The organism is Erythrobacter aureus, assembly GCF_003355455.1.
In the GTDB taxonomy this organism is placed as follows: domain Bacteria; phylum Pseudomonadota; class Alphaproteobacteria; order Sphingomonadales; family Sphingomonadaceae; genus Qipengyuania; species Qipengyuania aurea.
The window spans coordinates 553,854-579,655 of the sequence record NZ_CP031357.1 but is presented as its reverse complement, the minus strand read 5'-3'; the positions used below and the strand labels follow the sequence as shown (position 1 = coordinate 579,655).

25 protein-coding genes and 1 pseudogene are annotated in these 25,802 nt (G+C 63.5%); 17 read left to right on the top strand and 9 right to left on the bottom strand.

Annotated features, from left to right (window positions below):
• Positions 1–73: 73 nt before the first annotated feature.
• Positions 74–1,051, bottom strand: a complete 978-nt coding sequence (locus DVR09_RS02880; protein ID WP_115417749.1) for an NAD(P)H-quinone oxidoreductase — start codon at positions 1,049–1,051, stop codon at positions 74–76.
• A 141-nt stretch (positions 1,052–1,192) separates the two neighbouring features.
• Between DVR09_RS02880 and DVR09_RS02875 the strand changes: the two genes are divergently transcribed.
• From DVR09_RS02875 to DVR09_RS02850, 6 genes are all read left to right on the top strand, one after another.
• On the top strand, positions 1,193–1,393 hold the full coding sequence (locus DVR09_RS02875) for a DUF1192 domain-containing protein (protein WP_115415601.1): 201 nt from the start codon (positions 1,193–1,195) through the stop codon (positions 1,391–1,393).
• A 129-nt stretch (positions 1,394–1,522) separates the two neighbouring features.
• Complete coding sequence (gene clpA, locus DVR09_RS02870; RefSeq protein ID WP_115415600.1) at positions 1,523–3,907, top strand: ATP-dependent Clp protease ATP-binding subunit ClpA; 2,385 nt, start codon at positions 1,523–1,525, stop codon at positions 3,905–3,907.
• Positions 3,908–3,974: 67 nt separating this feature from the next.
• A complete protein-coding gene (locus DVR09_RS02865; protein ID WP_115415599.1) occupies positions 3,975–4,979 on the top strand; it encodes a ligase-associated DNA damage response exonuclease in 1,005 nt (334 codons plus the stop codon).
• A complete protein-coding gene (locus DVR09_RS17515) occupies positions 4,960–5,469 on the top strand; it encodes a DUF5946 family protein (RefSeq protein WP_369692549.1) in 510 nt (169 codons plus the stop codon). The genes DVR09_RS02865 and DVR09_RS17515 overlap by 20 nt, the downstream gene beginning before the upstream one ends.
• Entirely contained in the window at positions 5,469–7,061 is a 1,593-nt protein-coding gene (locus DVR09_RS02855; RefSeq protein WP_115415597.1) for a cisplatin damage response ATP-dependent DNA ligase, read from the top strand. The genes DVR09_RS17515 and DVR09_RS02855 overlap by 1 nt, the downstream gene beginning before the upstream one ends.
• A 30-nt stretch (positions 7,062–7,091) precedes the next feature.
• Entirely contained in the window at positions 7,092–7,733 is a 642-nt protein-coding gene (locus tag DVR09_RS02850) for a DUF1275 family protein (protein ID WP_115415596.1), read from the top strand.
• Here DVR09_RS02850 and DVR09_RS02845 read toward each other — a convergent pair.
• From DVR09_RS02845 to DVR09_RS02820, 6 genes are read right to left on the bottom strand one after another with little or no spacing between them, the layout of a single operon-like run.
• The gene (locus tag DVR09_RS02845) at positions 7,730–8,008 is read right to left on the bottom strand and encodes a DUF167 domain-containing protein (protein ID WP_115415595.1); all 279 of its coding nucleotides are present in this window, start codon (positions 8,006–8,008) and stop codon (positions 7,730–7,732) included. The genes DVR09_RS02850 and DVR09_RS02845 overlap by 4 nt on opposite strands.
• Positions 7,989–8,561, bottom strand: a complete 573-nt coding sequence (locus DVR09_RS02840; RefSeq protein ID WP_115415594.1) for a gamma carbonic anhydrase family protein — start codon at positions 8,559–8,561, stop codon at positions 7,989–7,991. The genes DVR09_RS02845 and DVR09_RS02840 overlap by 20 nt, the downstream gene beginning before the upstream one ends.
• Positions 8,558–9,115 (bottom strand): GNAT family N-acetyltransferase, encoded by a 558-nt coding sequence (locus DVR09_RS02835; RefSeq protein ID WP_115415593.1) that lies wholly within the window; start codon positions 9,113–9,115, stop codon positions 8,558–8,560. Before DVR09_RS02835 ends, DVR09_RS02840 begins: the two co-directional genes overlap by 4 nt.
• Positions 9,108–9,665 carry a GNAT family N-acetyltransferase gene (locus DVR09_RS02830; protein ID WP_115415592.1) on the bottom strand — a complete coding sequence of 186 codons (558 nt, stop codon included), beginning with the start codon at positions 9,663–9,665 and terminating at the stop codon, positions 9,108–9,110. The genes DVR09_RS02835 and DVR09_RS02830 overlap by 8 nt, the downstream gene beginning before the upstream one ends.
• Positions 9,658–10,656, bottom strand: coding sequence for a porphobilinogen synthase (gene hemB, locus DVR09_RS02825; RefSeq protein ID WP_115415591.1), 999 nt, complete (start codon positions 10,654–10,656; stop codon positions 9,658–9,660). The genes DVR09_RS02830 and hemB overlap by 8 nt, the downstream gene beginning before the upstream one ends.
• A 37-nt stretch (positions 10,657–10,693) precedes the next feature.
• Positions 10,694–12,262 carry a M23 family metallopeptidase gene (locus DVR09_RS02820; protein WP_115415590.1) on the bottom strand — a complete coding sequence of 523 codons (1,569 nt, stop codon included), beginning with the start codon at positions 12,260–12,262 and terminating at the stop codon, positions 10,694–10,696.
• Between the two features lie 242 nt (positions 12,263–12,504).
• Between DVR09_RS02820 and DVR09_RS02815 the strand changes: the two genes are divergently transcribed.
• The 8 genes from DVR09_RS02815 (at position 12,505) to DVR09_RS02780 (ending at position 19,471) form a co-directional block, all read left to right on the top strand.
• On the top strand, positions 12,505–15,009 hold the full coding sequence (locus tag DVR09_RS02815) for a helicase-related protein (protein WP_435867802.1): 2,505 nt from the start codon (positions 12,505–12,507) through the stop codon (positions 15,007–15,009).
• Between the two features lie 13 nt (positions 15,010–15,022).
• A complete protein-coding gene (locus DVR09_RS02810) occupies positions 15,023–15,280 on the top strand; it encodes an RNA-binding S4 domain-containing protein (RefSeq protein ID WP_115415589.1) in 258 nt (85 codons plus the stop codon).
• A gap of 52 nt (positions 15,281–15,332) precedes the next feature.
• Positions 15,333–15,671 (top strand): ferredoxin FdxA, encoded by a 339-nt coding sequence (gene fdxA, locus DVR09_RS02805; protein ID WP_115415588.1) that lies wholly within the window; start codon positions 15,333–15,335, stop codon positions 15,669–15,671.
• Positions 15,672–15,684: 13 nt separating this feature from the next.
• Positions 15,685–16,473, top strand: coding sequence for a YihY/virulence factor BrkB family protein (locus tag DVR09_RS02800; protein ID WP_115415587.1), 789 nt, complete (start codon positions 15,685–15,687; stop codon positions 16,471–16,473).
• Between the two features lie 222 nt (positions 16,474–16,695).
• Complete coding sequence (locus tag DVR09_RS02795) at positions 16,696–17,229, top strand: CarD family transcriptional regulator (protein WP_115415586.1); 534 nt, start codon at positions 16,696–16,698, stop codon at positions 17,227–17,229.
• A gap of 156 nt (positions 17,230–17,385) precedes the next feature.
• Positions 17,386–18,123, top strand: coding sequence for a head GIN domain-containing protein (locus tag DVR09_RS02790; protein ID WP_162814830.1), 738 nt, complete (start codon positions 17,386–17,388; stop codon positions 18,121–18,123).
• Between the two features lie 136 nt (positions 18,124–18,259).
• On the top strand, positions 18,260–19,087 hold the full coding sequence (locus tag DVR09_RS02785) for a head GIN domain-containing protein (RefSeq protein WP_115417747.1): 828 nt from the start codon (positions 18,260–18,262) through the stop codon (positions 19,085–19,087).
• A 54-nt stretch (positions 19,088–19,141) separates the two neighbouring features.
• Positions 19,142–19,471, top strand: a complete 330-nt coding sequence (locus DVR09_RS02780; RefSeq protein WP_174223713.1) for a hypothetical protein — start codon at positions 19,142–19,144, stop codon at positions 19,469–19,471.
• Here the strand turns inward: DVR09_RS02780 and DVR09_RS02775 are convergent.
• Entirely contained in the window at positions 19,468–20,397 is a 930-nt protein-coding gene (locus DVR09_RS02775) for an L-threonylcarbamoyladenylate synthase (protein WP_115415584.1), read from the bottom strand. The two genes, DVR09_RS02780 and DVR09_RS02775, sit on opposite strands and share 4 nt — an antisense overlap.
• Before the next feature lie 46 nt (positions 20,398–20,443).
• Here DVR09_RS02775 and DVR09_RS02770 point away from each other — a divergent pair.
• Positions 20,444–22,181, top strand: a pseudogene (locus DVR09_RS02770) (acyl-CoA dehydrogenase family protein).
• 7 nt (positions 22,182–22,188) lie between these two features.
• Here the strand turns inward: DVR09_RS02770 and DVR09_RS02765 are convergent.
• Entirely contained in the window at positions 22,189–23,649 is a 1,461-nt protein-coding gene (locus DVR09_RS02765) for a PQQ-dependent sugar dehydrogenase (RefSeq protein ID WP_115415583.1), read from the bottom strand.
• Positions 23,650–23,726: 77 nt separating this feature from the next.
• Here DVR09_RS02765 and DVR09_RS02760 point away from each other — a divergent pair, with 77 nt between their 5' ends.
• Entirely contained in the window at positions 23,727–24,209 is a 483-nt protein-coding gene (locus tag DVR09_RS02760) for a GAF domain-containing protein (protein ID WP_115417745.1), read from the top strand.
• A gap of 120 nt (positions 24,210–24,329) precedes the next feature.
• The gene (locus DVR09_RS17510) at positions 24,330–25,316 is read left to right on the top strand and encodes a glycine zipper 2TM domain-containing protein (protein ID WP_234041529.1); all 987 of its coding nucleotides are present in this window, start codon (positions 24,330–24,332) and stop codon (positions 25,314–25,316) included.
• The last annotated feature ends 486 nt before the right edge of the window (positions 25,317–25,802 follow it).

Here is a 25,802-nt window from a genome sequence, read left to right as displayed (position 1 = left end):
TGGTCATGACGCATAATTGTTACATGCGATTCACAGTACCATTACGGATCGGCGACAAGATGTCCGTGGCGCGTCAGGAGCCGGAAACCGCTAAAACGATCTTTCCGATATGATCCCCTGCCTCCATGTGCTCATGCGCGGCGCCCGCGCCTTCGAGCGGGAACGTCCGATCCATTACCGGAGCCACCGTGCCGCCTTCGAACAGGGGCCAGACATGCTTCTCGATTTCGTCGGTAAGGAGAGCCTTGATTTCGTCGGAGCGCGGACGCAGTGTCGAGCCTGTGAGAACCAGGCGTTTGCGCATGACCGTGGCCATGTTGATTTCGGCCTTCAGCCCGCCAAGCACCGCGATTGTCACATGGCGTCCGTCGGGTGCCAGACATTCGATGTTACGGGCGACGTAAGCGCCCGAGACCATGTCGAGCACGACATTGACGCCTGCCCCCTTGGTAAAGGCCTTCACCTCCTCGACGAAATCCTGGGTCTTGTAATTTATCGCGAGATCGGCGCCGAGATCGCGGATGGCCCGGCATTTTTCCTCGCTGCCCGCGGTGGCGATCACCGTGACATCGAACGCCTTGGCCAACTGGATCGCCATCGTCCCGATGCCGCTGGTGCCGCCATGGACAAGCAGCGTGTCGCCATCGCCTGCCCAGCCGCGTTGAAAGACGTTATGCCATACAGTGAAAAGCGTTTCCGGGATCGCCGCGGCGACATCGAATGGCATCGCTTCGGGCAGTTGCAAGCAATGCCCCGCATCGGCCAGACAGTATTGCGCATAGCCCCCGCCCGAAACGAGCGCACAAACCCGCCGCCCGAGCATTTCGGGCATGACGCCTGCACCCAGCGCAACGACCGTCCCCGCAACCTCCAGTCCCGGGATCGGCGACGCGCCCGGCGGTGCCGGGTAGAAACCCTGTCGCTGGATGACATCGGGCCGGTTTATGCCCGCATAGGCGACACGGATCAGCACCTGGTCTTCACCCGGTTGCGGAACGGGAAGGGTTTCCGCCCGCAGCACCTCGGGTCCGCCCGGCTTGTCGAAACCCATTGCGGTCATCGTTTCGGGCAAATCTGCTGCCACCTGCGCCCCCATTGTCGTGTCATCCCCCGTGGCATCTCAGCCACGCGACGGTGCAATACCGCGCGACCCCGTTGACAGCAACCGCGCAGAATTGCGAGACTGCACACGATGGATACCGACGAGAGTCCCCGCCCGCGAGGCGATGCCGCGAGCTTGCTCGCCACGGAAGATCTCGGCCCTTATTCGCAGGACGAACTGGAAACGCGCATCGCGCTGCTCGAGGCCGAAATCGTGCGCGTGGAAAAGCACCGCCTCGCCGCCGCCGCGCATCGCGACGCGGCCGAAGCATTGTTCGGGCGCAAGGATTAGTTGGCAGTGCAGGGGCTGCAAAATCCTGCCTCAATGCCCATATCGAACGCGCATACAGCATTGGCTAACCTTCGGCCCATAAGCTGTCCTGTCATCGCCCCGCGCGAGTCCCATGAGAAAGACATCTGAATGCCCAGCTTCGCCGCCAATCTCGAAAAGACCCTCCACGCAGCGCTGACCGATGCGGGCGAACGTCGGCACGAATATGCGACGCTCGAGCATCTGCTGCTCGCGCTGATCGACGATGAGGATGCCGCGCAGGTCATGGCCGCATGCGGTGTCGATCTGACCGAACTCACGGTAGTGGTGAAACAGTATCTGGAGCAGGAATACCAGTCGCTGCAATCGGACGAGAGCGCCGATCCGCAGCCGACGGCGGGCTTTCAGCGCGTGATCCAGCGTGCCATCCTGCATGTTCAATCTTCGGGCAAGGATACGGTAACCGGAGCCAATGTGCTGGTGGCGCTGTTCTCCGAGCGCGATAGCTATGCGGTCTATTTCCTCCAGCAGCAGGACATGAGCCGTCTCGACGCGGTCAGCTTCATCAGCCACGGCATCGGCAAAGGCGGCAAGCAGATTGAGAACCGCCCGCCCGACGGCGCGGAGAACTCCGAGACGCAGAGCGAGGACAAGCCCGGCGAAAGGGGCAAGAAGGAAACCGCGCTCGACCAGTTTACGGTCAACCTCAACAAGAAGGCCGAGAACGGGCGTATCGATCCGCTGATCGGTCGCGGGCCTGAAGTCGACCGGACCGTCCAAATCCTCTGCCGCCGCAGCAAGAACAACCCGCTCTATGTCGGCGATCCGGGCGTCGGGAAGACCGCTATTGCCGAAGGTCTCGCGCGCAAGATCGTCGAAGGCGAAGTGCCCGAAGTGCTGCAAGACGCGGTGATCTATTCGCTCGACATGGGAGCGCTGCTGGCGGGAACGCGTTATCGCGGCGATTTCGAGGAACGCCTGAAGCAGGTGGTGAACGAACTCGAAGGCATGCCCGAGGCCATCCTGTTCATCGACGAAATCCACACGGTGATCGGTGCGGGCGCGACCAGCGGCGGGGCGATGGATGCCTCGAACCTTCTGAAGCCCGCGCTTTCCAGCGGTGCGATCCGCTGCATCGGTTCGACCACCTACAAGGAATTCCGCAACCATTTCGAGAAAGACCGCGCGCTGCTGCGCCGCTTCCAGAAGATCGATGTGAACGAGCCGACGGTGGAGGACACGATCAAGATCCTCAAGGGCCTGAAGACCGCGTTCCAGGATCATCACAAGGTGACCTACACGGTCGACGCGCTGAAAACCGCGGTTGAGCTTTCGGCGCGCTACATCAACGACCGCAAGCTGCCCGACAAGGCAATCGACGTGATCGACGAGGTCGGCGCGATGCAAATGCTGGTTCCGCCGAGCCGTCGCAAGAAGAAGATCACCGCCAAGGAAATCGAGGCCGTGATCGCGACCATGGCGCGGATCCCGCCGAAATCGGTCAGCAAGGACGACAAAAAGGCGCTCGAGAATCTCGAACGCGATCTCAAACACGTCGTCTTCGGCCAGGACCCGGCGGTGCACAAGCTGTCGACCGCGATGAAGCTCAGTCGTGCGGGTCTGCGCGATCCGGACAAGCCGATCGGCTCGTTCCTGTTCAGCGGCCCCACCGGCGTCGGCAAGACCGAAGTCGCGCGCCAGCTCGCCAGCATCATGGGCATAGAACTCAAGCGCTTCGACATGTCCGAATATATGGAGCGTCACAGCGTCAGCCGCCTGATCGGCGCGCCACCGGGCTATGTCGGCTACGATCAGGGCGGGTTGCTGACCGATGCGGTCGACCAGAACCCCCACTGCGTCCTGCTGCTCGACGAAATCGAGAAGGCACATCCGGACCTGTTCAACATCCTCTTGCAGGTCATGGATAATGGTCGCCTGACCGATCATCACGGCAAGACGGTCGATTTCCGCAACGTCGTTCTCATCATGACCACCAATGCCGGCGCCGCCGACATGGCGCGCCAGGGCATCGGCTTCGGCGATGTGAGCAAGGAAGACGCAAGCGAGGAAGCGGTAAAACGCATGTTCACGCCCGAATTCCGCAACCGCCTCGATGCCATCGTTCCGTTCGGCTACCTTGGCAAGGAAACCGTCGCCCGCGTGGTCGACAAATTCATTCTTCAGCTCGAACTCCAACTGGCCGAGCAGAATGTGGATATCCAGTTCGACAAGGACGCGCGTGCCTGGCTGGCCGACAAGGGCTATGATCGCCTATACGGCGCCCGTCCGATGGGCCGCCTGATCCAGGAAAAGATCAAGCAGCCGCTGGCGGAAGAACTGCTGTTCGGCAAGCTCGCCGACGGGGGCGAAGTGTCGGTGACGCTGAAGGACGGCAAACCGAGCTTCGAACTCACCCCGGCTCCGCCGAGGGCCAAGCGCAAGTCTCCCGCGAAGAAGAAGGCTGCGAAGGGCACCGCGGCGCCCAAGAAGCTGGAAGCCGATACCGAAAAAGGCAAGAACGAAACGAAGGGCTGACCTGCGGCAGGGGCAGAACAGGGGCGCTCGCGGGAACGCTTGCCCCCCCTGCCCGCTTGAGTCGGGAGTGAGCACAGACTTCTCCTGGATTCGCCCCGAGCCGCACGGCATCCATATCGTCCCCGGCGATTGCTGGGTCGATCCCAGCCGTGCGGTAGCCAAGGCGCTTGTCACCCACGGCCACGCCGATCATGCGCGCGGTGGGCATGGGCAGACCGTCGCGACGCCCGAAACGCTGGCGATCATGAAGTTGCGCTACGCAACTTCGGACGGGGCCACGCCGGTGGCATATGGCGAAACGATCAAACTGCCTGGCGGGGTCGATGCGACCTACATCCCTGCCGGGCACGTGCTCGGCAGTGCGCAAATCCTGCTCGAACATGCGGGCGAGCGCGTGATCGTGACCGGCGATTACAAGCGCCGCGCAGACCCGACCTGCCCGCCTTTCGAAGCCACACCCTGCGACATCTTCGTTACCGAGGCGACCTTCGGGCTGCCGCTGTTCACCCACCCGCCGATCGAGGGGGAGATGGCCAAGCTGCTCAAGCGGCTGGCCGCGCATCCCGAACGCTGCGTGCTTGTCGGGGCTTATGCGCTCGGCAAGGCGCAGCGGGTAATCGCCGAGCTGCGCCGAGCAGGCCATCGCGACCCGATCTATCTGCACGGTGCGCTGGAGAAGATGTGCCGCCTTTACGAAGAACACGGTGTCGGTCTGGGCGAGCTGCGCCTGGTAGCGGATCATACGAAGGAGGACATGCGCGGCGCGATCGTCATGTGCCCACCCTCCGCGCTCAACGACCGTTGGAGCCGCCGCTTGCCCGAGCCGATCACCGCCATGGCAAGCGGCTGGATGCGCGTGCGCCAACGCGCCCGCCAGCGGAATGTCGAATTGCCCCTGGTGATTTCCGACCACGCCGACTGGAGCGAACTCACGCGCACCATCGCAGAGGTCGACGCATATGAGAACTGGATCACGCATGGTCGCGAGGATGCTCTGCTGCGCTGGTGCCAACTTCACCAACGCCGCGCCCGGGCACTCGCGCTCGTAGGGTATGAGGACGAGGATGACTGATAGCGATACTTGTCCTGGTTGCGGCCTCGTCGCGCCAGCAGAGCAGGGGGCAACCCACGCCTACATGATCTCGTCGGCGGCATGCTGGCGGCGCTATAGTGCCATTCTGGGTCGCGAGTATTCCACCCCTGCCCTGATGCCGACCCACTTTCTCACAGTCGATGTTTTTGCGGTCCAGCACCCTGGTGACCGTGGCGACCGGAGGGCTCGCCAATCGGTCTGGCTTCATCTCGCGGGGCTCCATGCCGTCCTGCGACAGGGCCGCAAACCAGAATACAGATATGCTCTGTTGAACAAGCTAGCTGATGCCGATTGCGACTGGCCGGACCAGCCTGACCATGCCCCGTTCCCACTGGTTGCTGGAGACATCTGTGTAGAATTGTCGGTGGAAAATCACATCGAGATCGTGCGGCGTTGGGCGGACACGGCGCTCGCCTCCTATGAAGAGGCGGTGCCCGGTCTTGCCACCCGGATCGCCGCATTCGCCTGATGGAAGAATTCGCCGCCCTGGTCGATGCGCTGGTCTATACGCGCGGCCGTAATGAGAAGCTGAGACTGATCGCGGAGTACCTGCGCTCCACACCCGACCCGGACCGCGGCTGGGCGCTTGCCGCGCTGAGCGACGGGCTCGACTTTCCCGCCGTGAAGAGCTCGACCATCCGCAATTTGATGAAGGATCGTGTCGATCCGGTGCTGTGGACGCTGAGCCGCGATTTCGTCGGCGATACGGCCGAGACCGCAAGCCTTTTATGGCCTGCGCCCGATAGCGAACCCGATCCCCCGGGCGTGTCCGAAACCGTGGAACTGCTTTCGGCGATGACCCGCAAGAGCGTCATGGTCGATTTGCCAAACCTTCTGGACCGGCTCGACGCGTCGGGCCGCTATGCATTGCTCAAGCTCGCGACGGGGGGGATGCGCATCGGTGTCTCGAGCCGACTGGCCAAAACCGCCTTCGCGCAGGCTTTCGAAGTGTCGGTCGAACAAGTGGAAGAATATTGGCACGGCCTCGAGCCACCCTATGATCCACTCTTCGCCTGGGCGGCGCATGGCCAGGCCCCGCCCGACATCGAGAACCTTCCCACTTTCCGGCCGTTCATGCTCGCCCACCCGTTGGAGGACACGGTGGTCGACCTCGCCGACTATGCGGCGGAATGGAAATGGGACGGTATCCGCGTCCAATTGGTGCGCGCTGGCGAGGAAACGCGGGTTTACAGCCGCTCGGGCGACGACATTTCGGCGACTTTCCCGGAACTTATCGATGCCCTGCCCTTCCCGGCGGCGCTCGATGGCGAGCTGTTGGTGCGCGGTTCGGCGCAGGGCGGCGAGGAAGGCGGCGCCGCCAGTTTCAATGCGCTGCAACAGCGGCTGGGGCGCAAGACGGTGAGCAAGAAGATGCTGGCCGAGTTTCCCGCCTTCGTGCGCCTTTACGATGCGCTGTTGATCGAGGGCGAGGACGTGCGCGAACAGCCTTGGACCGCGCGCCGCTTGCGGCTCGAAGCCCTGATGGCCCGCCTGCCCGAAAGCCATTTCGACATCAGTTCGGTGGTCGAGGCGCGCGACTTCGATCGCCTCGCCGAAATCCGTGCAGGAAGCCGCGAAGACGCGATCGAGGGGCTGATGCTCAAGCGCAGGGACAGTCCCTATATTGCGGGGCGACGTGTCGGATATTGGTACAAGTGGAAGCGCGACCCGCTGCTGGTCGATTGCGTGTTGATGTACGCACAGCGCGGTTCGGGAAAGCGCTCGAGCTTCTTCTCGGACTACACTTTCGGCTGTTGGGACGGCGATCCCGATACCGGCGCCGACCTGCTTCCCGTGGGCAAGGCCTATTCGGGCTTTACCGACGAGGAGCTCAAAAAGCTCGACCGGCATGTGCGCCAGAACACGGTCAATCGGTTCGGCCCGGTGCGCGAAACCGACAAGAGCCTGGTCTTCGAAGTCGCCTTCGACAGCGTGCATGAAAGCAAGCGGCACAAAAGCGGGCTTGCCATGCGCTTTCCCCGCATTCATCGCATCCGCTGGGACAAGCCGCCGCACGAGGCGGATCGGATCGCGGCTTTGCGGGCCCTGATCCGCGATTGAAATCCTCCGCGTGGTAGGCATGCTGACAAAATGCGCCGCTATGATCGCAGCAGACAGGCACTCGCCATCGCGCTGGCATTCCTTGCCGGGCAAGTCGATGCCACGGGGTTCATCGTGGCGGGCGGCTATTTCACGTCTTTCATGTCGGGCAACACCACGCGGCTTGGGGTCGAACTGTTCGATATGGATACGCTACCCTGGATACCGCTTATCCTGATCGGTTTCTTCGTAACAGGCGTCACTGTCGGATCGGTGGTTGCCGCCCGATATCAGGGGCGGCACAAGCGCATCCTGCTTGCCGGTATCGCCGGGGTACTCGGGATGGGCGCGTCAGCGTTGAGCGCTGAAAAGGAAATGCTGTTTCTCGCGCTGGCCGCCCTCGCCATGGGAGCCGCCAACAATGTGTTTTCACGCGATGGCGAGGTTACCGTCGGAGTCACGTATATGACCGGGGCGCTCGTACGTACCGGACAGGGCCTGGCGGCGCGCATGATGGGACGATCGACGGCCGCGATGCGCGGCTATCCATCGCTATGGCTGGCGCTGTCGGCGGGGGCCGTCTGCGGGACCGGCCTCTATGGCGTGAAGCCGGTAGCGGCGGCGGGAGCTGCCGCTGCGCTGGCGCTGGCCTTGTTCGTCTTCGCTTTTAGGATCGAACGTCGCGCACCCTAGCCATCCACGCGCAGGCATTTCTCCCGCGAAGTTTCGCCGCGCACAATCCGGCAATGCGATACCGGCACTCCGAGAGCGCGGGCCACCAGCTTTTCGACGGCGGCATTGGCTTTGCCGTCGGTCGCCTTCGCGCGGACCTTCACCAATACGCGATCGCCTTCGAGAGTGATGGTTTCTGTCCGGGCACCCGGTGTGGCACGCACGCGCAATTGCCCTCCTGCCAAGAGGGCGCGAAGCGCGGCGGGGTCGGGAAGTTCAGGCTTTGGCCGCGACATCGATGGCGGCGCTGTGGTGCTTCGCGTTTTCGGCATAATGCGCGACGCCGATGCGCATCCCGGCAATTGCCGCATCGTCGAGATCGCGCATCTTGCGCGCGGGGCGGCCGCCCCACAGCTCGCGCGCGCCCATCACCTTGCCTTCGGTCAGCATGGCCCCGGCGGCGAGCATCGCATCCGAGCCGATCACTGCCTTGTTCATTGCGATCGCGCCGAGACCGACGAAGCCGCGATCCTCGATCGTGCAGCCATGGACCATCGCCATGTGGCCGATCAGCGCGTCGTCGCCAATGATCAGCGGCGAACCGTCGGGATCGCCCGGTCGTTCGGGATCGCAATGGCAGACGCTTCCGTCCTGGATATTGCTGCGCTCGCCGATCACGATGCGGCTGACATCGGCGCGCAACACGCAATTGTACCAGACCGAGCTGTCGGCCCCGATCTCGACATTGCCGATGATCGTGCAGCCCGGCGCGACGAAAGCGCTATCGTGAATTTTCGGCGTGTGGCCGTGGATCGGAATGATGGTGACGCCGGGGCGGCTCGCGGTCATCGGGTGTTCTCCCATTGCTCGTGTGTGAGCGAATACTGGATCGTCGGATTGTCTTCCGGCGGAAAGGCGGGGTCGGAAAAATCAAGATTTTCGCGGCGGACCATGCCGAGCTTTTCCATCAGTTTCCAGCTCCCGACATTGGCCCCGCTGGTCAGCGCCACGACATGCGGCGCGCCGACGCGGGTAAAAGCCCAGTCGAGCACGGCGCGCATCGCCTCTTCGGCAAGCCCAAGCCGCCAGCGATCCTCGCGTACCAGCCAGCCCACCTCGTGATCGCCCTGATTGGGCGCGAGCGGGTTGTCGACGCGCTTGATCCCGCAATGGCCGACCATCTCGCCGGTGGCCTTCTCGATCATGAACAGGAAGCTGAAGCCTTCGCGTGCGTAGAGCGCCATGGATTTGGCATGCTTGGCCTCGATCTCGTGCAATTCCTTGACGCCGCCAAGCCGCGCCATCACGCTCGGCGTGTTGAGCACGCGCATCTGCTCTTCCGCATCGCTCTCTTCGATCGTGCGCAGGATCAGCCGATCGGTTTCGGCGGTAATGTCAGCCACGAACGGCTTCCCACTCCGCCTTGTCGATCGAGTAGACAATTATAACCGGGTTTTCCGCATCGAACTCATCATTCTCGAAATCGAGATCCTCGCGTCGACGCATGCCGAGGCGCTTCATCAGGCCCCAACTGCCCTCGTTGCGCTGAACGGTGAGCGCAATCACCTCTTCCGCGCCGAAACGTTCGAAGGCCAGCTCGAGCGAGGCCTGCGCCGCCTCACGCGCATAGCCTTTGCCCCAGGCATCCTCGCGCAAGCGCCAGCCGGCTTCCATCATGCCGATCGGCCCGCCCGCCTGGTTGGAGCGTTTCAGCCCGCAAAAGCCGAGAATCGCGCCGTCCTCCTTGCGCTCGACGCACCAGAAGGTGTGCCCATGCTCGCGTTCGTAGGAGAGCAGACGCTCCTGCGCGCCCTTGCGCTTCGTCTCGTCGGCCACCCCGCCGAGCCAGCGCATGACATTTTCCGTATTGGTGCCTTGCCAGAAACGCGGCCAATCCTCGTCGCGCCAGTCGCGCAGCACCAACCGCTCGGTCTCGTGTCGAAAATCACCCATTGAGGAGCTCCGCGGCGCGCGGCGCATGATAGGTCAGGACCCCGCTGCATCCGGCGCGTTTGAACGCGATCAGCTTTTCCATAAGCAGCGCGTCGCGATCGCCCACGCCCGCCGCCGCGCCCGCTTCGATCAACGCATATTCGCCGCTCACCTGATAAGCGAAGACCGGCACCTGGAATTCCTGCTTAGCGCGCCAGATCACGTCGAGATAGGCGAGGCCGGGCTTGACCATGATGCTGTCAGCGCCCTCGGCGATGTCCATCGCGATCTCACGCAGCGCCTCATCGCCATTGGCCGGATCCATCTGGTAGCTCTTCTTGTCGCCCTTGAGCAGTCCGCCCGACCCGACCGCATCGCGGAACGGGCCATAAAAGGCCGAGGCGTATTTCGCCGAATAGGCCATGATCTGGACGTTGGGGTGCTGGTTCATCTCCAGCGCCATGCGGATCGCGCGGACGCGACCGTCCATCATATCCGACGGTGCGATGATATCCGCGCCCGCTTCGGCCTGATTGACCGCCTGGTCGACCAGAACGGCCACGGTATCGTCATTGAGGACATAGCCGGTCTCATCGAGCAGCCCGTCCTGCCCGTGGCTGGTATAGGGGTCGAGCGCCACGTCGGTAAGGATGCCGATATCGCTGCCGCAGGCATCGCGCACAGCCTTGATCGCCCGGCACATGAGATTGTCGGGGTTGAGCGCCTCGGCCCCGTCGTCGCTGCGCTTTTCGGGCTGCGTGTTGGGAAACAGCGCAATACAGGGAATGCCGAGATCGACCGCTTCCCTCGCGCGCTTCGCGATCCCGTCTACCGACCAGCGCGAGACGCCCGGCAGGCTCGTCACCGGCTCTTCCACACTCGACCCATCGGTCACGAAGAGCGGCCAGATCAGATCGGCCGGCGTAAGCACCGTTTCGCGGTGCATCGCGCGGCTCCAGCCGGTGGCACGGGTGCGACGCAGGCGGGTGGCGGGGTAGCTTGCGTTGGTCATGGCGCCGCTCTGCCGCAAGCGCACGCGCGGTGCAATCTCAACTGTTCTTGGGCGCCGACAGCTTGTCGATTTCGCGCTCAGGCTCCTGCGCCGCGAGTTCGGCTGCGGTCTGTTGCAGTTCGGCCAGCGCGGCCCCCGGTTCGATAGTTTTCATCTTGCCGAGAGTATCCTTGAAGCGGCGCAGCTCGGCTCCGGCGAGTTGGGCGCGGGTCACATATGTGACCGAGGCAGGATTGATCGCCCGGCCACCACGATACATCTCGTAATGCAGGTGCGGCCCCGTCGACAGGCCGGTCGATCCGACATAGCCGATCACCTGGCCGCGCCGCACGTCTTGCCCCCGGCGGACAGCAATGCGGCTCATATGGCAATAACGCGTGTCGAGCCCGCCACCATGGCGCAGCCGCACGGCATTGCCGCAACCACCCATCCGACCCGCACCGGTCACGCGGCCATCGGTGACGGCAACGATCGGGGTGCCGTGGCGAGCCTTGAAATCCAGGCCGGCATGCATGCGCCGATATCCCAGGATGGGATGACGGCGCATGCCGAAACGCGATGTTGTCCGGCCGGGAACGGGGGCCATGAGACCGCCGCGCTGCTCGCCGACACCGGAGGCCTCGTAAAATTCGCCATCCTCGCCCCAGCGCATCAGCTGTACACGCGGCTTCTCATCGCGCTCGAGCCCGGCGTAAAGCAACTGGCCCGCCTGACGTTCGCCCGTGGCCGCGCGGCGATGCGCGACGATGAAGTCGAACGTATCGTCCGAACGCACGTCGCGGTCCAGGTTCACATATTGGCCAAGCGTCTTGAGATAGGCCTGCACGGCGCTGGCGGGCGCGCCCGCAGCCCGTGCCGAGCGATACAGACTATCCCCGACCACCCCCCTGATACGCAGTGGCGTCTCGTCCACCCGAATGACTTTCTGCGTCAGCGACAGTTCGGTGCCCTGGTCGAACCGCCCGATATCGAGAGCAAGATCGAAACGCGCGCGAAAGGCTATCGATTCGACCGGGCGGGGTTCGCCGGGTGCTGGGCGGCGTCCCAGCGCGATATCGAATTTCGTTCCGGGCTTGAGGTCGTCCAGCGCAATCGCACCGCCGACGAGTTCGGCCACCTTTACAGTGTCGGCTCTCCCGACACCTGCCCGCCGCAACATGCGTTCGAAACTGTCCCCTTTGGCCAGGGTCGCGACCATTTCCAGCCTCGGTCGCTCTGGCGCGGAGGCCAGAGGAGCGACAAGAGCAGTCGCGCCCATGTGCCGCCCGCTATCCGCGCCGAGCGCCAGAGGCATGATCATCTGGCTGCGATATTCGTCGCGCGCCGCATCGTCGATTTGGGTCGGCGCCGCCGCTTCCAGCGGGGCGAAGCTCGGCCAGAATGCCAGAGCCGTGGCCGACAGGCCAAAAAAGGTCGCGAACCCGCGAAACCACCGTTTGCTGCCGATATCGCTGCCGAGGTCCGGCACGAGATCGAACGCTGCCAGCCGGCCGGCGAACTGTTCGCATACGGTCTTGAGAGAAAAGGACGGGGATTCGGCAGGGGAGACGATCTGATCATGCGCGAGCGCGGCAGCGGACCGACCGAAACCGCCGGATTCGACCATTCTTCCCGCTCCATCTGTGTCCGCGTGGGACCTGTACACGTCTCGTGTCCCTTCCAGTTGGCCGATCCGGTGCGAACGGATATGGCGCGCGCCCCTTCTTGTGAATCCTTTGCCCGTCGTGCCTGCCAAAACAAAGTAAAGCGGGGCTTAACTTGCGATCATGCGAGTCCGGATTGCGGTGAATCGATGCGAAGGCGCGGCGCGCGGTTGCACCCGTGATCGCGCACTGCCACTTAGGGGACGTGCAGGGTAGCGCGATCAAGGCGGTCCTCGGACCAACCAATACCGGCAAGACGCATCTGGCGATCGAGCGCATGGCGGCGCATTCGAGCGGCTGCATGGGCTTTCCGCTGCGTCTGCTCGCGCGCGAAGTCTATGACCGGGTCCGCGCGATCAAGGGCGACAATGCGGTGGCCCTGATTACCGGCGAAGAACGGATCGAGCCCAAGGGCGCGCGCTATATGTGCTGTACGGTCGAGGCGATGCCGCGCGACGGGGCGGGTGCGGCTTTTGTCGCGCTTGATGAGGCCCAGCTTTCCGCCGATCGCGAGCGCGGCCACATTTTCACCGATCGCCTGCTGAATATGCGGGGGCGCGAGGAAACGATGCTGCTGGGCGCCGGCACGCTCGAACCGCTGGTTCGCCAATTGGTGCCGCAGGCGGAAATTTCCGAGCGCCCGCGGTTCTCGACGCTGACGCATATCGGGCCGCGCAAATTATCGCGCCTGCCACCCCGAAGCGCGATCGTCGCCTTCAGCGCCGAACAAGTCTATGCGGTGGCCGAAATGCTCCGCCGGTTTCGCGGCGGCGCGGCAGTGGTCATGGGCGCCCTCAGTCCCGAAACACGCAATAAGCAGGTCGCGCTGTTCCAGAATGGCGAGGTCGATTACATCGTCGCCACCGACGCGATCGGCATGGGGCTCAATCTCGATGTCAATCATGTCGCCTTTGCGGGCCTGACCAAGTTCGACGGGGTGCGAATGCGACGGCTGCTGCCCGCGGAAATGGCGCAGATCGCCGGACGTGCGGGCCGCCACCAGCGCGATGGCACCTTCGGAACGCTCTCGGGAACGAACAAGCATGGCGCGCCGCCGGAATTTACCGAGGAAGAGGTCTACGCGATCGAGGAGCACCGCTTCGCGCCATTGACTCATCTTTACTGGCGCGAGCCCGAGCCGCGCTTCGATTCGCTGGCCACATTGATGGCCGATCTCGAGGCGCCGCCGGGGGATCCCGCATTGCGCGCCGCACCCGAGGCGATCGACCTGGCCACGCTCAAGCGCCTCGCAGAGGAACCTGTCGCGGCCGATGTGCGCAGACACGGTGCGGTCCGGCGGTTCTGGGAAGTCTGCTCGCTACCCGATTTCCGGCAGCGCGGCCCCGACGTTCATGCGCGCTTCGTCGCGCGCCTGTGGCAAGATCTCGCGCAGGGCTATATCGGCGCGGACTATGTCGCCGCGCGGATCAGCGAACTCGACAATATGGCCGGAGACATCGATACGCTGCAGGGGCGGATCGCGGCGATTCGCAGCTGGGCCTATATCTGTCAGCGGCCCGATTGGGTGCTGGCGCGGGACGAGATGGCGTCGCGCGCACGGGCGGTAGAGGCAAAACTGTCGGACGCGCTGCATGCGCGGCTGACAGAACGATTCGTAAACCGGAGGACGGCGATCCTGATGAAGTCGCTAGGACAGGATGCAGGCATGTTGCCGATTGAATTGAGTGATGCGGGCGAGGTTAGCGTGGAAGGCGAAGTGCTGGGCCATGTCGAGGGGCTCCGCTTCACCGTCGATCCCTCCGCCCGGCACGAGGACCGCCGCATGTTGCTGGCGGCTGCCGAGAAGGCACTGCCCAGACTGCTCGGCGAGAAGGCCGAAGCGCTCGCATCGTCGGATATGGACAATATCGAACTGGCAGGCGGGGCAATCCGTTGGAACGGGCAAGAGCTCGCAAAGCTCGAGCATCGCGATGGCACCGTGACACCGCTGGTAAAGCCCGTGCGGGAAGTCGCTGCGCTTCCCGAGACCGCGCGCACCAGGCTCTTGGCAGCACTGGAGGCCTGGCTCGCCAAGACGCTCGAACCGCTTGCTCCGCTGGAAAAGATGCACCACGCGGCAAGCAATCCCGATGCCGGGTCACAAGCCCGCGCGCTGCTCCTCAACCTGATCGCGGGACATGGCTACGTCACACGCGAGAAGGCGGGCATCGAGCATCTGCCGAAGGAGATGCGGCCCTTCCTGCGCAAGATCGGCGTGACCTTCGGTGCACTCGATATCTTCGCTCCCGCGCTGCTCAAGCCGGCACCACGCCGGCTACTCCACGCGCTCGGGCTCGACCGGCGGGCCTTGCAAGAGGCGATGCTCCCGGTGATCGCCGACGTGAAGAAGCTGCCTTCGGGCTATCGCCATGCGGGCAGCCAGGCGATTCGCATCGATCTGGCGGAAAAAGTCCTGCGCGCCGCGCATGAAACGCGTGCCAAGGCTCAGGCCAAAGATCGCAAGCGCAAATTCGTGCTGGATTATGCGCTCCCCGTTTCGATCGGTCTGGAAGAAGCGAATATCGCGCGGTTGCTGGGCAATGCGGGTTTTCGCGTCCAGAAGGCCAGGCCTCTTCCCGAAGGGCAGTTCGGACCGCCCCGGCCCGACCGCTGGGAATGGCGCCCTTCGCGCCGCAAGCAGGAACGCGCCAGGCCCGCTCAGCCCCGCGAGGGCAACGCCTTCGCGGCGCTCGCCGATCTGGTACGCTGATGGCGGAGCCCGCGTGAGAATCGACCGGCTGCTGTGCTATCTGCGCTTCACGCGCACCCGCAGCGCGGCGCACAAGCTGGTCGACAAGGGGCATATTCGCCGCAATGGCGAGCGCGTGACGCGCTGTTCGCGCGACATTGCGGAGGGCGATATCCTCACCCTTCCCCTCGGCAAGTCGGTCAAGCTGGTGGAAATCCTGGCTCTGCCCAAACGCCGCGGGCCGCCGCGCGAAGCACAGGCCTGCTATCGGGAGCTTGACCCCAACGGATAATCCGCCCTAGCAGCGCGGATCAGGGAAACACTTCGCGAGGATTACGCTACCCATGACCTATGTCGTCACCGATGCCTGCATCAAGTGCAAGTACACCGATTGCGTCGAGGTCTGTCCGGTCGACTGTTTCTACGAGGGCGAGAACATGCTGGTCATCAATCCCAGCGAATGTATCGACTGCGGCGTGTGCGAGCCCGAATGCCCTGCCGAAGCCATTCTTCCGGATACCGAAGACGGCCTTGAAAAGTGGCTGGAACTGAACACCAAGTTCAGCGCGGAATGGCCCAACATCACCCAGTCGAAAGAGCCGCCCGCCGATGCCGATGAATTCAAGGACAAGGAAGGCAAGTACGAGCAGTACTTCTCTCCCGAACCGGGTGAAGGCGACTAAACGCTAGGCGCGCATGCTCTCTGCGCTGAAAGGGGCCTGGCAAGCCGGATCGCGGGACAATATCGGGCTTATAGCTGCGGGCGTCGCCTATTATGCCTTGCTCGCTCTCATCCCCGCCCTTGGCGCAATCGTGCTCGCCTACGGCGTCTTCGCCGCTCCGCAGACCGTCGGCTCGCATATCGAGCTGTTGACGAACCGGCTTCCCGCATCTGCGGCGGACCTGATAGCCGGGCAATTGAAAGCTGTGTCGGACGGATCGTCCGGTGCTCAGGGCGTCGGCCTGTTTGTGTCGCTGGCAATCGCGCTGTTCGGCGCGCGAAGCGGGGCTCGCTCGCTGATGACCGGCTTCAACATCGTGTTTCATGCAGATGAGGAACGCGGCTTCGTCAGGGGCAATCTGGTCGCGGTTGCAATCACGGCCGCGAGTCTTGCGAGCATGATCGCGGCGGGTATCGCCAGCGCGGCACTCGCCAATCTCGGCGGCGTGGTCGGTGGTTCGGCGAGTATGGTGCTTGCCGGTATCGCGGCCACTCTTGCGGCGGGCATGCTCTACCGCTTCGCACCCAATGCCCCTGCCCCGGCGTGGTCGGCAATATGGCCTGCCGCCGCCCTGTTCGCTGCCTCGTGGCTCGTTGCCACTGCCGGTTTTGCTTTTTACGCAGCGAATTTCGGGAATTATAATGCGACTTACGGCACGCTTGGAGCGGTACTGGCGCTCATCACATGGTTCTGGGCGACAGGTTTCCTGCTGTTATTCGGGGCCGAGTATGCGGCCCTTCGCAGCACCCGGAACACGGCCTGAATAGCCGCGTTCCCGCCCAGACTCGCAATATTGGGGGCAGTGTGCTATATAATGCAACAACTGCACCGGTTTGCTCCCGGGCAGGTGTGAGAATTGAAAGGGCAGGCCACCAACACCGTCATATTTGGTGCCAGACCGCGCTCCCCCCTGTGGGATTGCGGCCTTGAGTTCCCGTGACGCTGTTGTTCACTCCGGCCGGGCCTGGATGAAAGGATAGATTGCATGGCTAGCAAGGCTGATGCCTTCGACGTTGGCGACTACGTTGTTTACCCCAAGCACGGTGTCGGCCGTGTCATCGAGCTGCAGAGCGAGGAAATCGCCGGTATGCAGCTCGACCTCTATGTCCTGCGATTCGAAAAGGAACGCATGACGCTGCGCGTTCCGGTCAACAAGGTCGAATCGATCGGCATGCGCAAGCTGTCTTCCGACAAGACCCTCAAGGAAGCCATGGAAACCCTCAAGGGCAAGCCCAAGGTGAAGCGCACCATGTGGAGCCGCCGCGCCCAGGAATATGAAGCGAAGATCAATTCGGGCGAAATCGTGCTGATCGCGGAAGTGACGCGCGATCTCTTTCGTCCCGACGACCAGCCCGAGCAGAGCTATTCGGAGCGCCAGATTTTCGAAGCGGCCTCGAGCCGCCTCGCCCGCGAGCTCGCGGCGATGGAAAAAACCGACGAGGCGACCGCTCTCGAGAAGATCCTCGACGTCCTACGCGAACACGCGCCGCAATATTACGAAAATACCGAAGACGCGTAAGCGCGTCGAAATTCGGACAGGTAAAGGGGGGTGCCGCAAGGCGCCCCCCTTTTTTTCACAGGACCACTCCACCAAACGATTACACTTGTCGACGAACGGACTCGACACGCGCTCCGCTTAATGGGAAGCACGCAGCCATCCATCGGGAGAACCGCCATGTTTCGTCTGCTCGCCGCCTGCACACTCGGCCTTGCCGCCTTCGCCGCAATACCCGCCACTCAAGCGCATCCGGGGAAAGAGTGGCGCTCCTCCCTCGACGATGGAGAACGCATCTCAACCTCCTGGTCCGGCACCGCGCGCTTCGATCAGGTGACGCTTGCCAGCAAAGACGATGTTCGCGTGACGCGTGGCGATCGCTGGCGCATCAGGGCCAGCGGCAATCCCGTCGTGCTCGCCGAATTGCGCTTCAAGGTCGAAGATGGCGCACTGATTATCGGTCGCCGCTCGAACCGCGACAAGATTGAAGGCAGCGCGAGGATCGAAGTGATCGCCCCTGATGTCGAAGGAGTCACTCTGGCCGGGTCGGGCGACCTTTCGATCGATACGATGGATACAGACCAGGTCGACGCCATCGTGGCCGGATCGGGTACGATCGAGGTCGGCCGTATCGCCGCCAGGGAACTGACGGCAACGGTTGCAGGGTCCGGCGACCTGCGCATCGCCGGGCGGGCAGGCAATGGGCGTATTACGATCGCCGGTAGCGGCGAAATCGATGGCCAGCGGCTCCGCCTCGAACGGGCTAGCGTTTCGATTGCCGGATCGGGCGATGCGCGCTTCAGTGCAGACGGCAGCGTATCTGCAAGCATTGTCGGCAGCGGCGATGCCATCGTCTCTGGCACCACCGATTGCACCCAGACTCGGATGGGCTCCGGGCGCCTGACCTGTTCGCGCTGAACCTCGTCTGACCTGCCGCAATGTCCAAACAAGGGGCGCTCGAAGTGAGCGCCCCTTGTTTGCCGACCTTGATGATCTTGGCATGCTGTATTATATCAGCAATACGGACTGCCGTAGTGAAAGGAACACGACCGCGATGATCCATCGAATTTTCAGGGGCCTCGCCCCGATTGCCGTCCTCGCCGGTGCCACGCTCGTTGCCGGGTGCGACGGGATGAATATCCAGATTGGCGACGTCGAAGGCGTTCCCTTGGCCGAACTGGACATGACCGGTGCCAATCCCAGCGAACTGGTACTTGCCGGCCCGGACAAGGTGATCGTCACTCAGGGCGACGAACTCGACATTGCCGTTTCGGGTGATGACAAAGCGGTCGATGCCATGCGCTTCGCCCTGGATGACGATTCGCTGATCATCAGTCGCGAGAAAAATAGCTGGAAAGATCGCGGCAAAGCCACGGTTCGAGTGACCATGCCCAGCCTGCGCGCCATGGTCCTGGCTGGTTCGGGCGAGCTGGAGGCGGCTTCGATGACGGGCAAGACAGATGTCACCATTGCCGGATCGGGTACCGCCAAAGTCGCCGATTTCGACGCCGATTCGCTCGACCTGACAATCGCCGGGTCCGGCGATTTCGAAGGGGCCGGCCAGGTGGACACGCTCGACCTGACCATTGCCGGTTCGGGCAAGGCCGCTATGGAAGGGCTCAAGGTCGGCAAGGCCGATATTTCAGTCGCGGGATCGGGTGACGCCGAATTCTCGTCCGATGGCGAGGTCGACGCCAGCATTATGGGATCGGGCACGATCACCGTGAATGGCCGCGCGGACTGCACCGTCAGCTCGATGGGTTCGGGCAAGCTCAATTGTCGCGAGGCGCGCAGCGCCGCCGAAGCAGCGGAGGCGCCGGTTTCACCCGAAACACCCGAAGCGCCCGAGGAGCCCAAGGAGCCCGGCGCACCGGGAGCCTGAGTTCATCGACGGCACACCGATTATCGGCTAGGCGGCACAGTGAAAGGAACTCACATGCGTCGCCTAGCTATTCTGGTTCTCCTTCCATCGGCTGTGATGTTACCCGGCTGTCTGGCGAAGACCGTGGTCGACGTCGCGACAGCTCCGGTCAAAGTGGTCAGTAAAGGGGTGGACCTCGCCACCACAAGCCAATCGGAGGCGGACGAAAAACGGGGCCGGGAAATCCGCAAGCGCGAGCAGCGTCTGGCAAAGCTCGAACGCGATTACGAAAAACAGCTCGACCAGTGCGAAGACGGCGCTCGCCGGGCGTGCAACGAAGCACGCGACACCTATGCCGAGATGCAGCAGATCATACCCAGCATTCCGACCGAGCCCGAACGCTAGTCGACCGGAGTTGCCGCCCGGCGAAGCCTGTCGTTGATGGCGATGCCGATCCCCTCGTCCGGGATCGGTGCTACGGCGATACGAGGCTTGTCCGAACGTGCGCCCTCGTGGAGGCAAGCATAGAGCCGCGCGGCTGCCTCGGTTAGATCGCCGCTCGCGGACAAAGTGCACTCTCCCGGATGTTCCCCGAATCCGATCCAGAACTCGTCTGGCGCAACTTCTGACGCCATCAGACGGACCGGCTTGCCCGGCGCATAGTGACTGGCCAGTTGGCCAGGGGCTTCGATCCGTCCCGGTCCCTCGGCCGAAGGGCCAAGGGCGATAGGCCCCGGGCGCAACACCTCTACCGACCCGTCGGCCCGAACCGCGGCAATCGTCGATTCGAGACCGCGCTCACATTCACCGCCGTCCAGAACCGCATCGATACGGCCATCCAGCGAAGCCAGTACATGCGCTGGCGAAGTGGGGCTGATGAACCCGCTGCGGTTGGCCGAAGGGGCCGCGAGGGGAAAGCCGGTTCGCTCAAGCAATGCGCGCATGACCGGGTGCGCGGGCATCCGCAGAGCGAGCGTTTCGAGACCTGCCGTGACGGCAGGGGCGAGCCTTGCGCCGCGATGGCGCGGAAGCACGAGCGTCAGCGGGCCGGGCCAGTATTCGCGCGCAAGCCGCTGGGCCGCAGGTGGGAACTCGGCAAATTCTCTTGCCTGTTCCAGCGAAGCGACATGGACGATCAGCGGGTTGAAACTGGGCCTGCCTTTCGCTTCATAGATACGCGCCACCGCCGTGTCGCTATCGGCGCGGGCAGCAAGGCCATAGACGGTCTCGGTGGGCACGGCCACAAGGCCCCCGTCACGGAGGATATGCACCGCCCGAGCGATGCCACCCTCATCCGCGTCAAGCGTTTCCGTAGCGTATTTGCCGCCCATGGATGCGCGCTATATCTGAACCCCCGCAAAGCCAAGAGGATTACCTGTGACCTATACCCCCGCCACCCAGGACCAGTTGCTCGCCATTCGCGTCAATGCGGGCATCGACGAGCTTGCCCAAAGTGAGAAATTCGCTGCGGCCGAGCCCGATATGGTCGAAGCGATCGTGGCGGGAATCGGAGAGTTCGCGGCTGGTGAATGGGCTCCGCTCAACCGCGTTGGCGACCTCGAAGGAGCGAAGCTGGAAAACGGCTCGGTTCGCCTGCCCAATGGTTTCGCCGAGGGCTATGCCGGGTATGTCGAGCAAGGGTGGAACGCGATCTCCGGGCCGGTCGACTTTGGCGGGCAGGGGCTGCCCTTCACACTATCGTGCAATGTGCTCGAGAATCTGGGCACGGCGAACATGGCCTTCAACCTGCTCCCCATGCTCAGTGTGGGCGCGATCGAATCGCTCGAACATCACGGATCGAAGGAGCTGCAGGAAAAATACCTGCCCAAGCTGGTCAGCGGGGAATGGTCGGGCACGATGAACCTGACCGAACCGCAGGCGGGATCGGACGTAGGCGCGTTACGCACCACGGCCGAGCCCATCACCGATGGCGAGCACGCGGGCAAATACCGGATCAAGGGCCAGAAGATCTACATCACCTGGGGCGAACACGATCTGTCGAAGAACATCATTCACCTCGTGCTCGCGCGCCTGCCCGATGCGCCCGAAGGAAGCCGCGGGATCTCGCTCTTCATCGTGCCCAAATATCACGTGAAGCAAGATGGATCGCTCGGATCGCGCAACGATCTGCGCTGCGTCAGTATCGAGCATAAGCTCGGCATCCACGCCTCCCCCACCTGCGTCATGAGCTATGGGGACGAGGACGAGTGTATCGGCGAGCTGGTCGGCGAGGAAAACCGTGGGTTGATGGCCATGTTCACAATGATGAACAATGCGCGGATCAATGTCGGCAATCAGGGCGTCCAGATCGGCGAGCGCGCGACTCAGCAAGCCCTGATATACGCGCGGGAGCGCGTCCAATCCGCCCGCGCCGGTTCGCCCGACAAGTCACCGGTTTCAATCATCGAGCATCCGGACGTGCGCCGCATGCTGCTGCGGATGAAAGCGCTGACCGAAGGCGCGCGCGCCCTGCTTTATTATACCGCCGGCCAGGTCGATCGGGGCACGTTGGGCGATGTCGATGCCCGAGCGCGAGGCGAAGTGCTCACTCCGCTGATCAAGGCGTGGGGTACCGATATCGGAATCGAGGTCGCCAGCCTTGGCGTTCAGATCCATGGCGGCATGGGATTCGTGGAAGAAACCGGCGCCGCGCAGCACTGGCGTGATTCGCGAATTGCGCCGATCTACGAGGGGACCAACGGGATACAGGCCGCCGACCTCGTCACCCGCAAGCTTGGCCTCGATGGGGGAATGCCCTTTCCAGGCTGATTGCGGATGCCGCCAAAGACGCCGGCGACGAACCGGCACTGGCCAAGCTCGCGGAGGATTGTGCCGCGGTGGCCGACTGGATGCGCGAAGGGCCAGCCTAGACGATCGCCTTGCCGGATCGGTGCCGTTTTGCACGATGTTCGCCGTCACTGTCGCGGGGTGGCAACTGCTGAAGCAATTGCGCGCCGTGGAAGCGGGTGAAGCGCCCGGACTGGCGGCCACGAAACCGGCCAGCGTACGGTTCTTCCTCGATCGGATCGTGCCCGAGGCGTCGGGGCTGAAAACCGCCGCCATGGCAGGGGCCGCGCCGCTCTACGCGGTCTCGTCCGACCAGTTGGCGGGCTGAAGAACTATTATTCAGCGGTGACGCGCCGCGCATAATCGTCCTGGCCAAAGGTCGCTTCCTGCCCGCGCAATTCGCGCTGGGCAGGAAGCCGGTCGCCGGTCACACGGTCGAGCCCGGCTTGCGGTTCGGCACCCGGCGCAACGACGCGCCAGATGATCCCCGCCGTATCGTCGGATACCAGCAGCGAGCCATCGCCCGCCCATTCCACCCAGGTTGGCCGTCCGCGCGTCGTGCCGTCATCCTTGAGAAAGCCGGTGAGCACGGGAATCGGCTTTCCGGTTGGATTGCCGCGCTCGTCGAAGGCGACATAGACGACATCGTAGCCCGATGGCGGCTTGCGGTTCCAGGATCCGTGCTGCGCGATGAAGGCACCGCTTGCGAATTGCTCACCCATTTGCGCCCCTTCCCGGCTGAACACCAGCCCGAGGGCAGCCACATGGGGGCCGAGCGCATATTCAGGGGTCCTGACATAGCTGATGAATTGCGGGATCGGATATTTGACGCGGCGGTCGAAATTGTCGCCGTAATATACCCAGGGCCAGCCGTAATGAACGCCGACAGGGACATTGGTGAGGTAGTCGGGCACCAGGTCCGAGCCGAGCATGTCGCGTTCGTTTACCGTGGTCCAAAGTTCACCGGACCATGGGCTGAAGTCCAATCCATTCGCATTGCGCAGCCCCGCACCGAACACGCGCTGACGCCCGGTATCCAGATCGATTTCCCAGATAAGGGCGCGGCCTTCCTCGATGTCCATGCCGTCTTCGCCGATATTCGACTTCGACCCGACGGCGGCATAGAGCCGGTCTCCGTCGGGATGCAGCGCGAGGTTGCGCATCCAGTGGCCCGTTCCCTCTGCAAGGACAGCGATCTTGCGCCCTTCGCCGGTCAGCCGCGTCGCGCCGAGCTCGTAGTCGAAGGCCAGCACTTCGTCGTGATTGGCGACATAGAGGGTGCCATCGCCCCATGCGATCCCGGATGGCGAATCGAGATCGTCGCGCAAGACGAAGCGGCCTTCCGCCACACCATCGCCATCGGCATCGCGCAAGAGGACAAGCTGATTCGCGCTTTCGCCGCCCGCTCCCGCCTTGCGGAAGAGGAAACCGGCAACCAGATCGCGCAGCCAGTTGCTGTCGCCGCTCTCGATCTTGGGCGATTGGGTCAACGAGACGAGGATATCGCCATTGGGCAGTGCCTGCAGCGTGCGCGGATGATCGAGCCCTTCGGCGAAGCGATTGACGGAAAGGCCCTCTGCCGCGATCGGAGCCTCGCTCTCGCCCCAGCCGACCGGCTCCGCGATGGCGACTGTCGGGAAACTCTCTTCGGCCGGCTCGTCGAGTGTCGGGTCGGTCCCCACCGTCTCTTCGAAAGCGATATCCGCAGTGTCTCCCCGGGTAAGGAAGTACCCGGCGACCAGAATCACCAGAAGGATGACGAGGAGCGCGATGCCCAGCTTTTTCAGGATGCTCATGCCAGAAGGGATAAGCGAGCGTGCAACGGGGAGCAATGGGGCTTGCGGGGCGGCGTGGGCGCGCTACATCGCGCGCCATGTTCGATTTTCGTCCCGAGCCCGGCACCCCCAAGCCCGAAACCTATCGCCAACTGCTGGAGGCGGCCGAGGCGCTGACCGCAGGTGAACCCGACACAGTCGCCAATATGGCCAATGTCGCGGCTTTGATGTGGGACTTTCTGTCCGAGCTCAACTGGGCGGGTTTCTACCGTGTCATCGACGACGAACTCGTGCTCGGCCCTTTCATGGGGCGGCCCGCCTGCATTCGCATTCCGGTCGGCCAAGGCGTCTGCGGTAGGGCGGCCGGCGACGGCGCCACACAGCTAGTCGAGGACGTTCACAGCTTTCCGGGTCACATCGCCTGCGATTCCACGACCAACTCCGAGCTGGTCGTGCCGGTCATGCGCGATCGCAGCGTTATCGCGGTCATCGACCTCGACAGCCCGGCCAAGGGCCGCTTCGACGCCGAGGACGCCGCCGGTATCGAGGCGCTGGCCAGAATTCTCGCCGAGCGAATCTGACCATCGCTGACCCATCGCGGCACAACCCCGCCACTCTTTTTGCGATGCGCCGGTAGGGTGCTAAACTCGGCCCTGCGCGCGGCGCGGCCCCCTGCCGAGTCGCCAAGAGGAGTTCGTACCATGCCTACCCGTTCCGCTCTCGCCCTGACAGCGTCGGCCTTCGCGGTTCTGCCGGGCGCCGCCTTCGCGCAGGAGGCCATGTCGTACGAAACAGGTGCGTATGAATACGCCCAACCCCTGCCCGAACTCGATGACGATGTGGTCACCGAAACGGTGGCCGAGCCGGTGGTGGTCGAACCTGGCCCCATAGGCGCCGCCAGAGTCATCCCCGCTCGGCAGGCTGCGCAAGCCCCGGTCTTTGTAAGCAAGCCCACAATCCAGGCGATCGACCCATCGGACCCTCGATATTATCGGCACGATGAGGTCGGCACTATGCCGATGGCAGCAACTCGGACGATCCCGACGCGAGCACCAGTCTACGCAACGCAAGGGCAGCAACCGACCTATGTCTATGTGCAGCAGCCACCGCAGGTCATCTATGTGCATCAGGCGCCCATGAGCTATACGCAGCCGCCAGCCGGTGCGGCGCGAGTGATCTATCGCGAAACGCCAATGCAAGTCGTCCCGGCACAATATGGATATGGCTATCAGCCGGGTTACGGCGGGGTCCCGACCTATCTGCCGGCCGGGGCGCAGGTCGTGGCGTTCGATCGCAACGCATGGCTCGAAGAATGCCGTGCCCGGCTCGACACTTATGAGAGCGATAGCGATCGCGGTGAAATCATCGGCGCCTTGATCGGAGGCGTTGCAGGAGGAGTGCTCGGCAATCGCATAGCCGGGCGCGGCAATCGCACGGCGGGCACGTTGATCGGCGCGGGCACCGGCGCGCTTGCCGGAATGGCCGTGGGGGATGCGATCGAGGATGGCAATCGCCGTCCGACCGACAGCTACGGGCAATGCCAGGCCTATCTCGACGACTATATGCAAAAAGCTACCGCCAGTGCGGGAACCACACAGTATGCCCAGCCGGGTCAATACATGCTGGTCCCGGTGACCGTAGCAGTGCCCCAGCGCGCAGTGTATCGCGACGGAACTCCCGCGAACTAAACCCAAGGGCGATGGTGATGCGGCGCACCGGCATCTCGGGCACCAGGGGCCGACGAAGGTGAATGGCGCGCGGACGGAATAACGGTCTCTGCCCGAGCGATATGCGCCGCCCCGCGAATGAGCAGGTTCGTTATATCGCACCGTGCCCTGCGGCCTTGGCGAGCGCGAGAGGCGACGAAAGTCGCGATTTACGCGGGCTCCCCACCCGATCGAAACGCTTCGAGATCATAGTCGACGCCCCCGGGCCAGAAGGGGAGCAGTGCCCGCAGCTTCTAAGTCGCGCCGCGCAACATCGATGTCGCTGGGACCATCGCCGCGCCGGAGACTTCTATACCGCCAGTCGCCGGATTACACGATCTAAGCCGAACGAAGCGTTTCCCGATCGGGCAGCCTGATGAAATCGATGATCCCGGACCATCCCTTTCGCTCTCGATAGTCTGAACTTCCTCTCGGTCGCGAGAGGGTCTTGGGCTCGAGCGCCAAGGT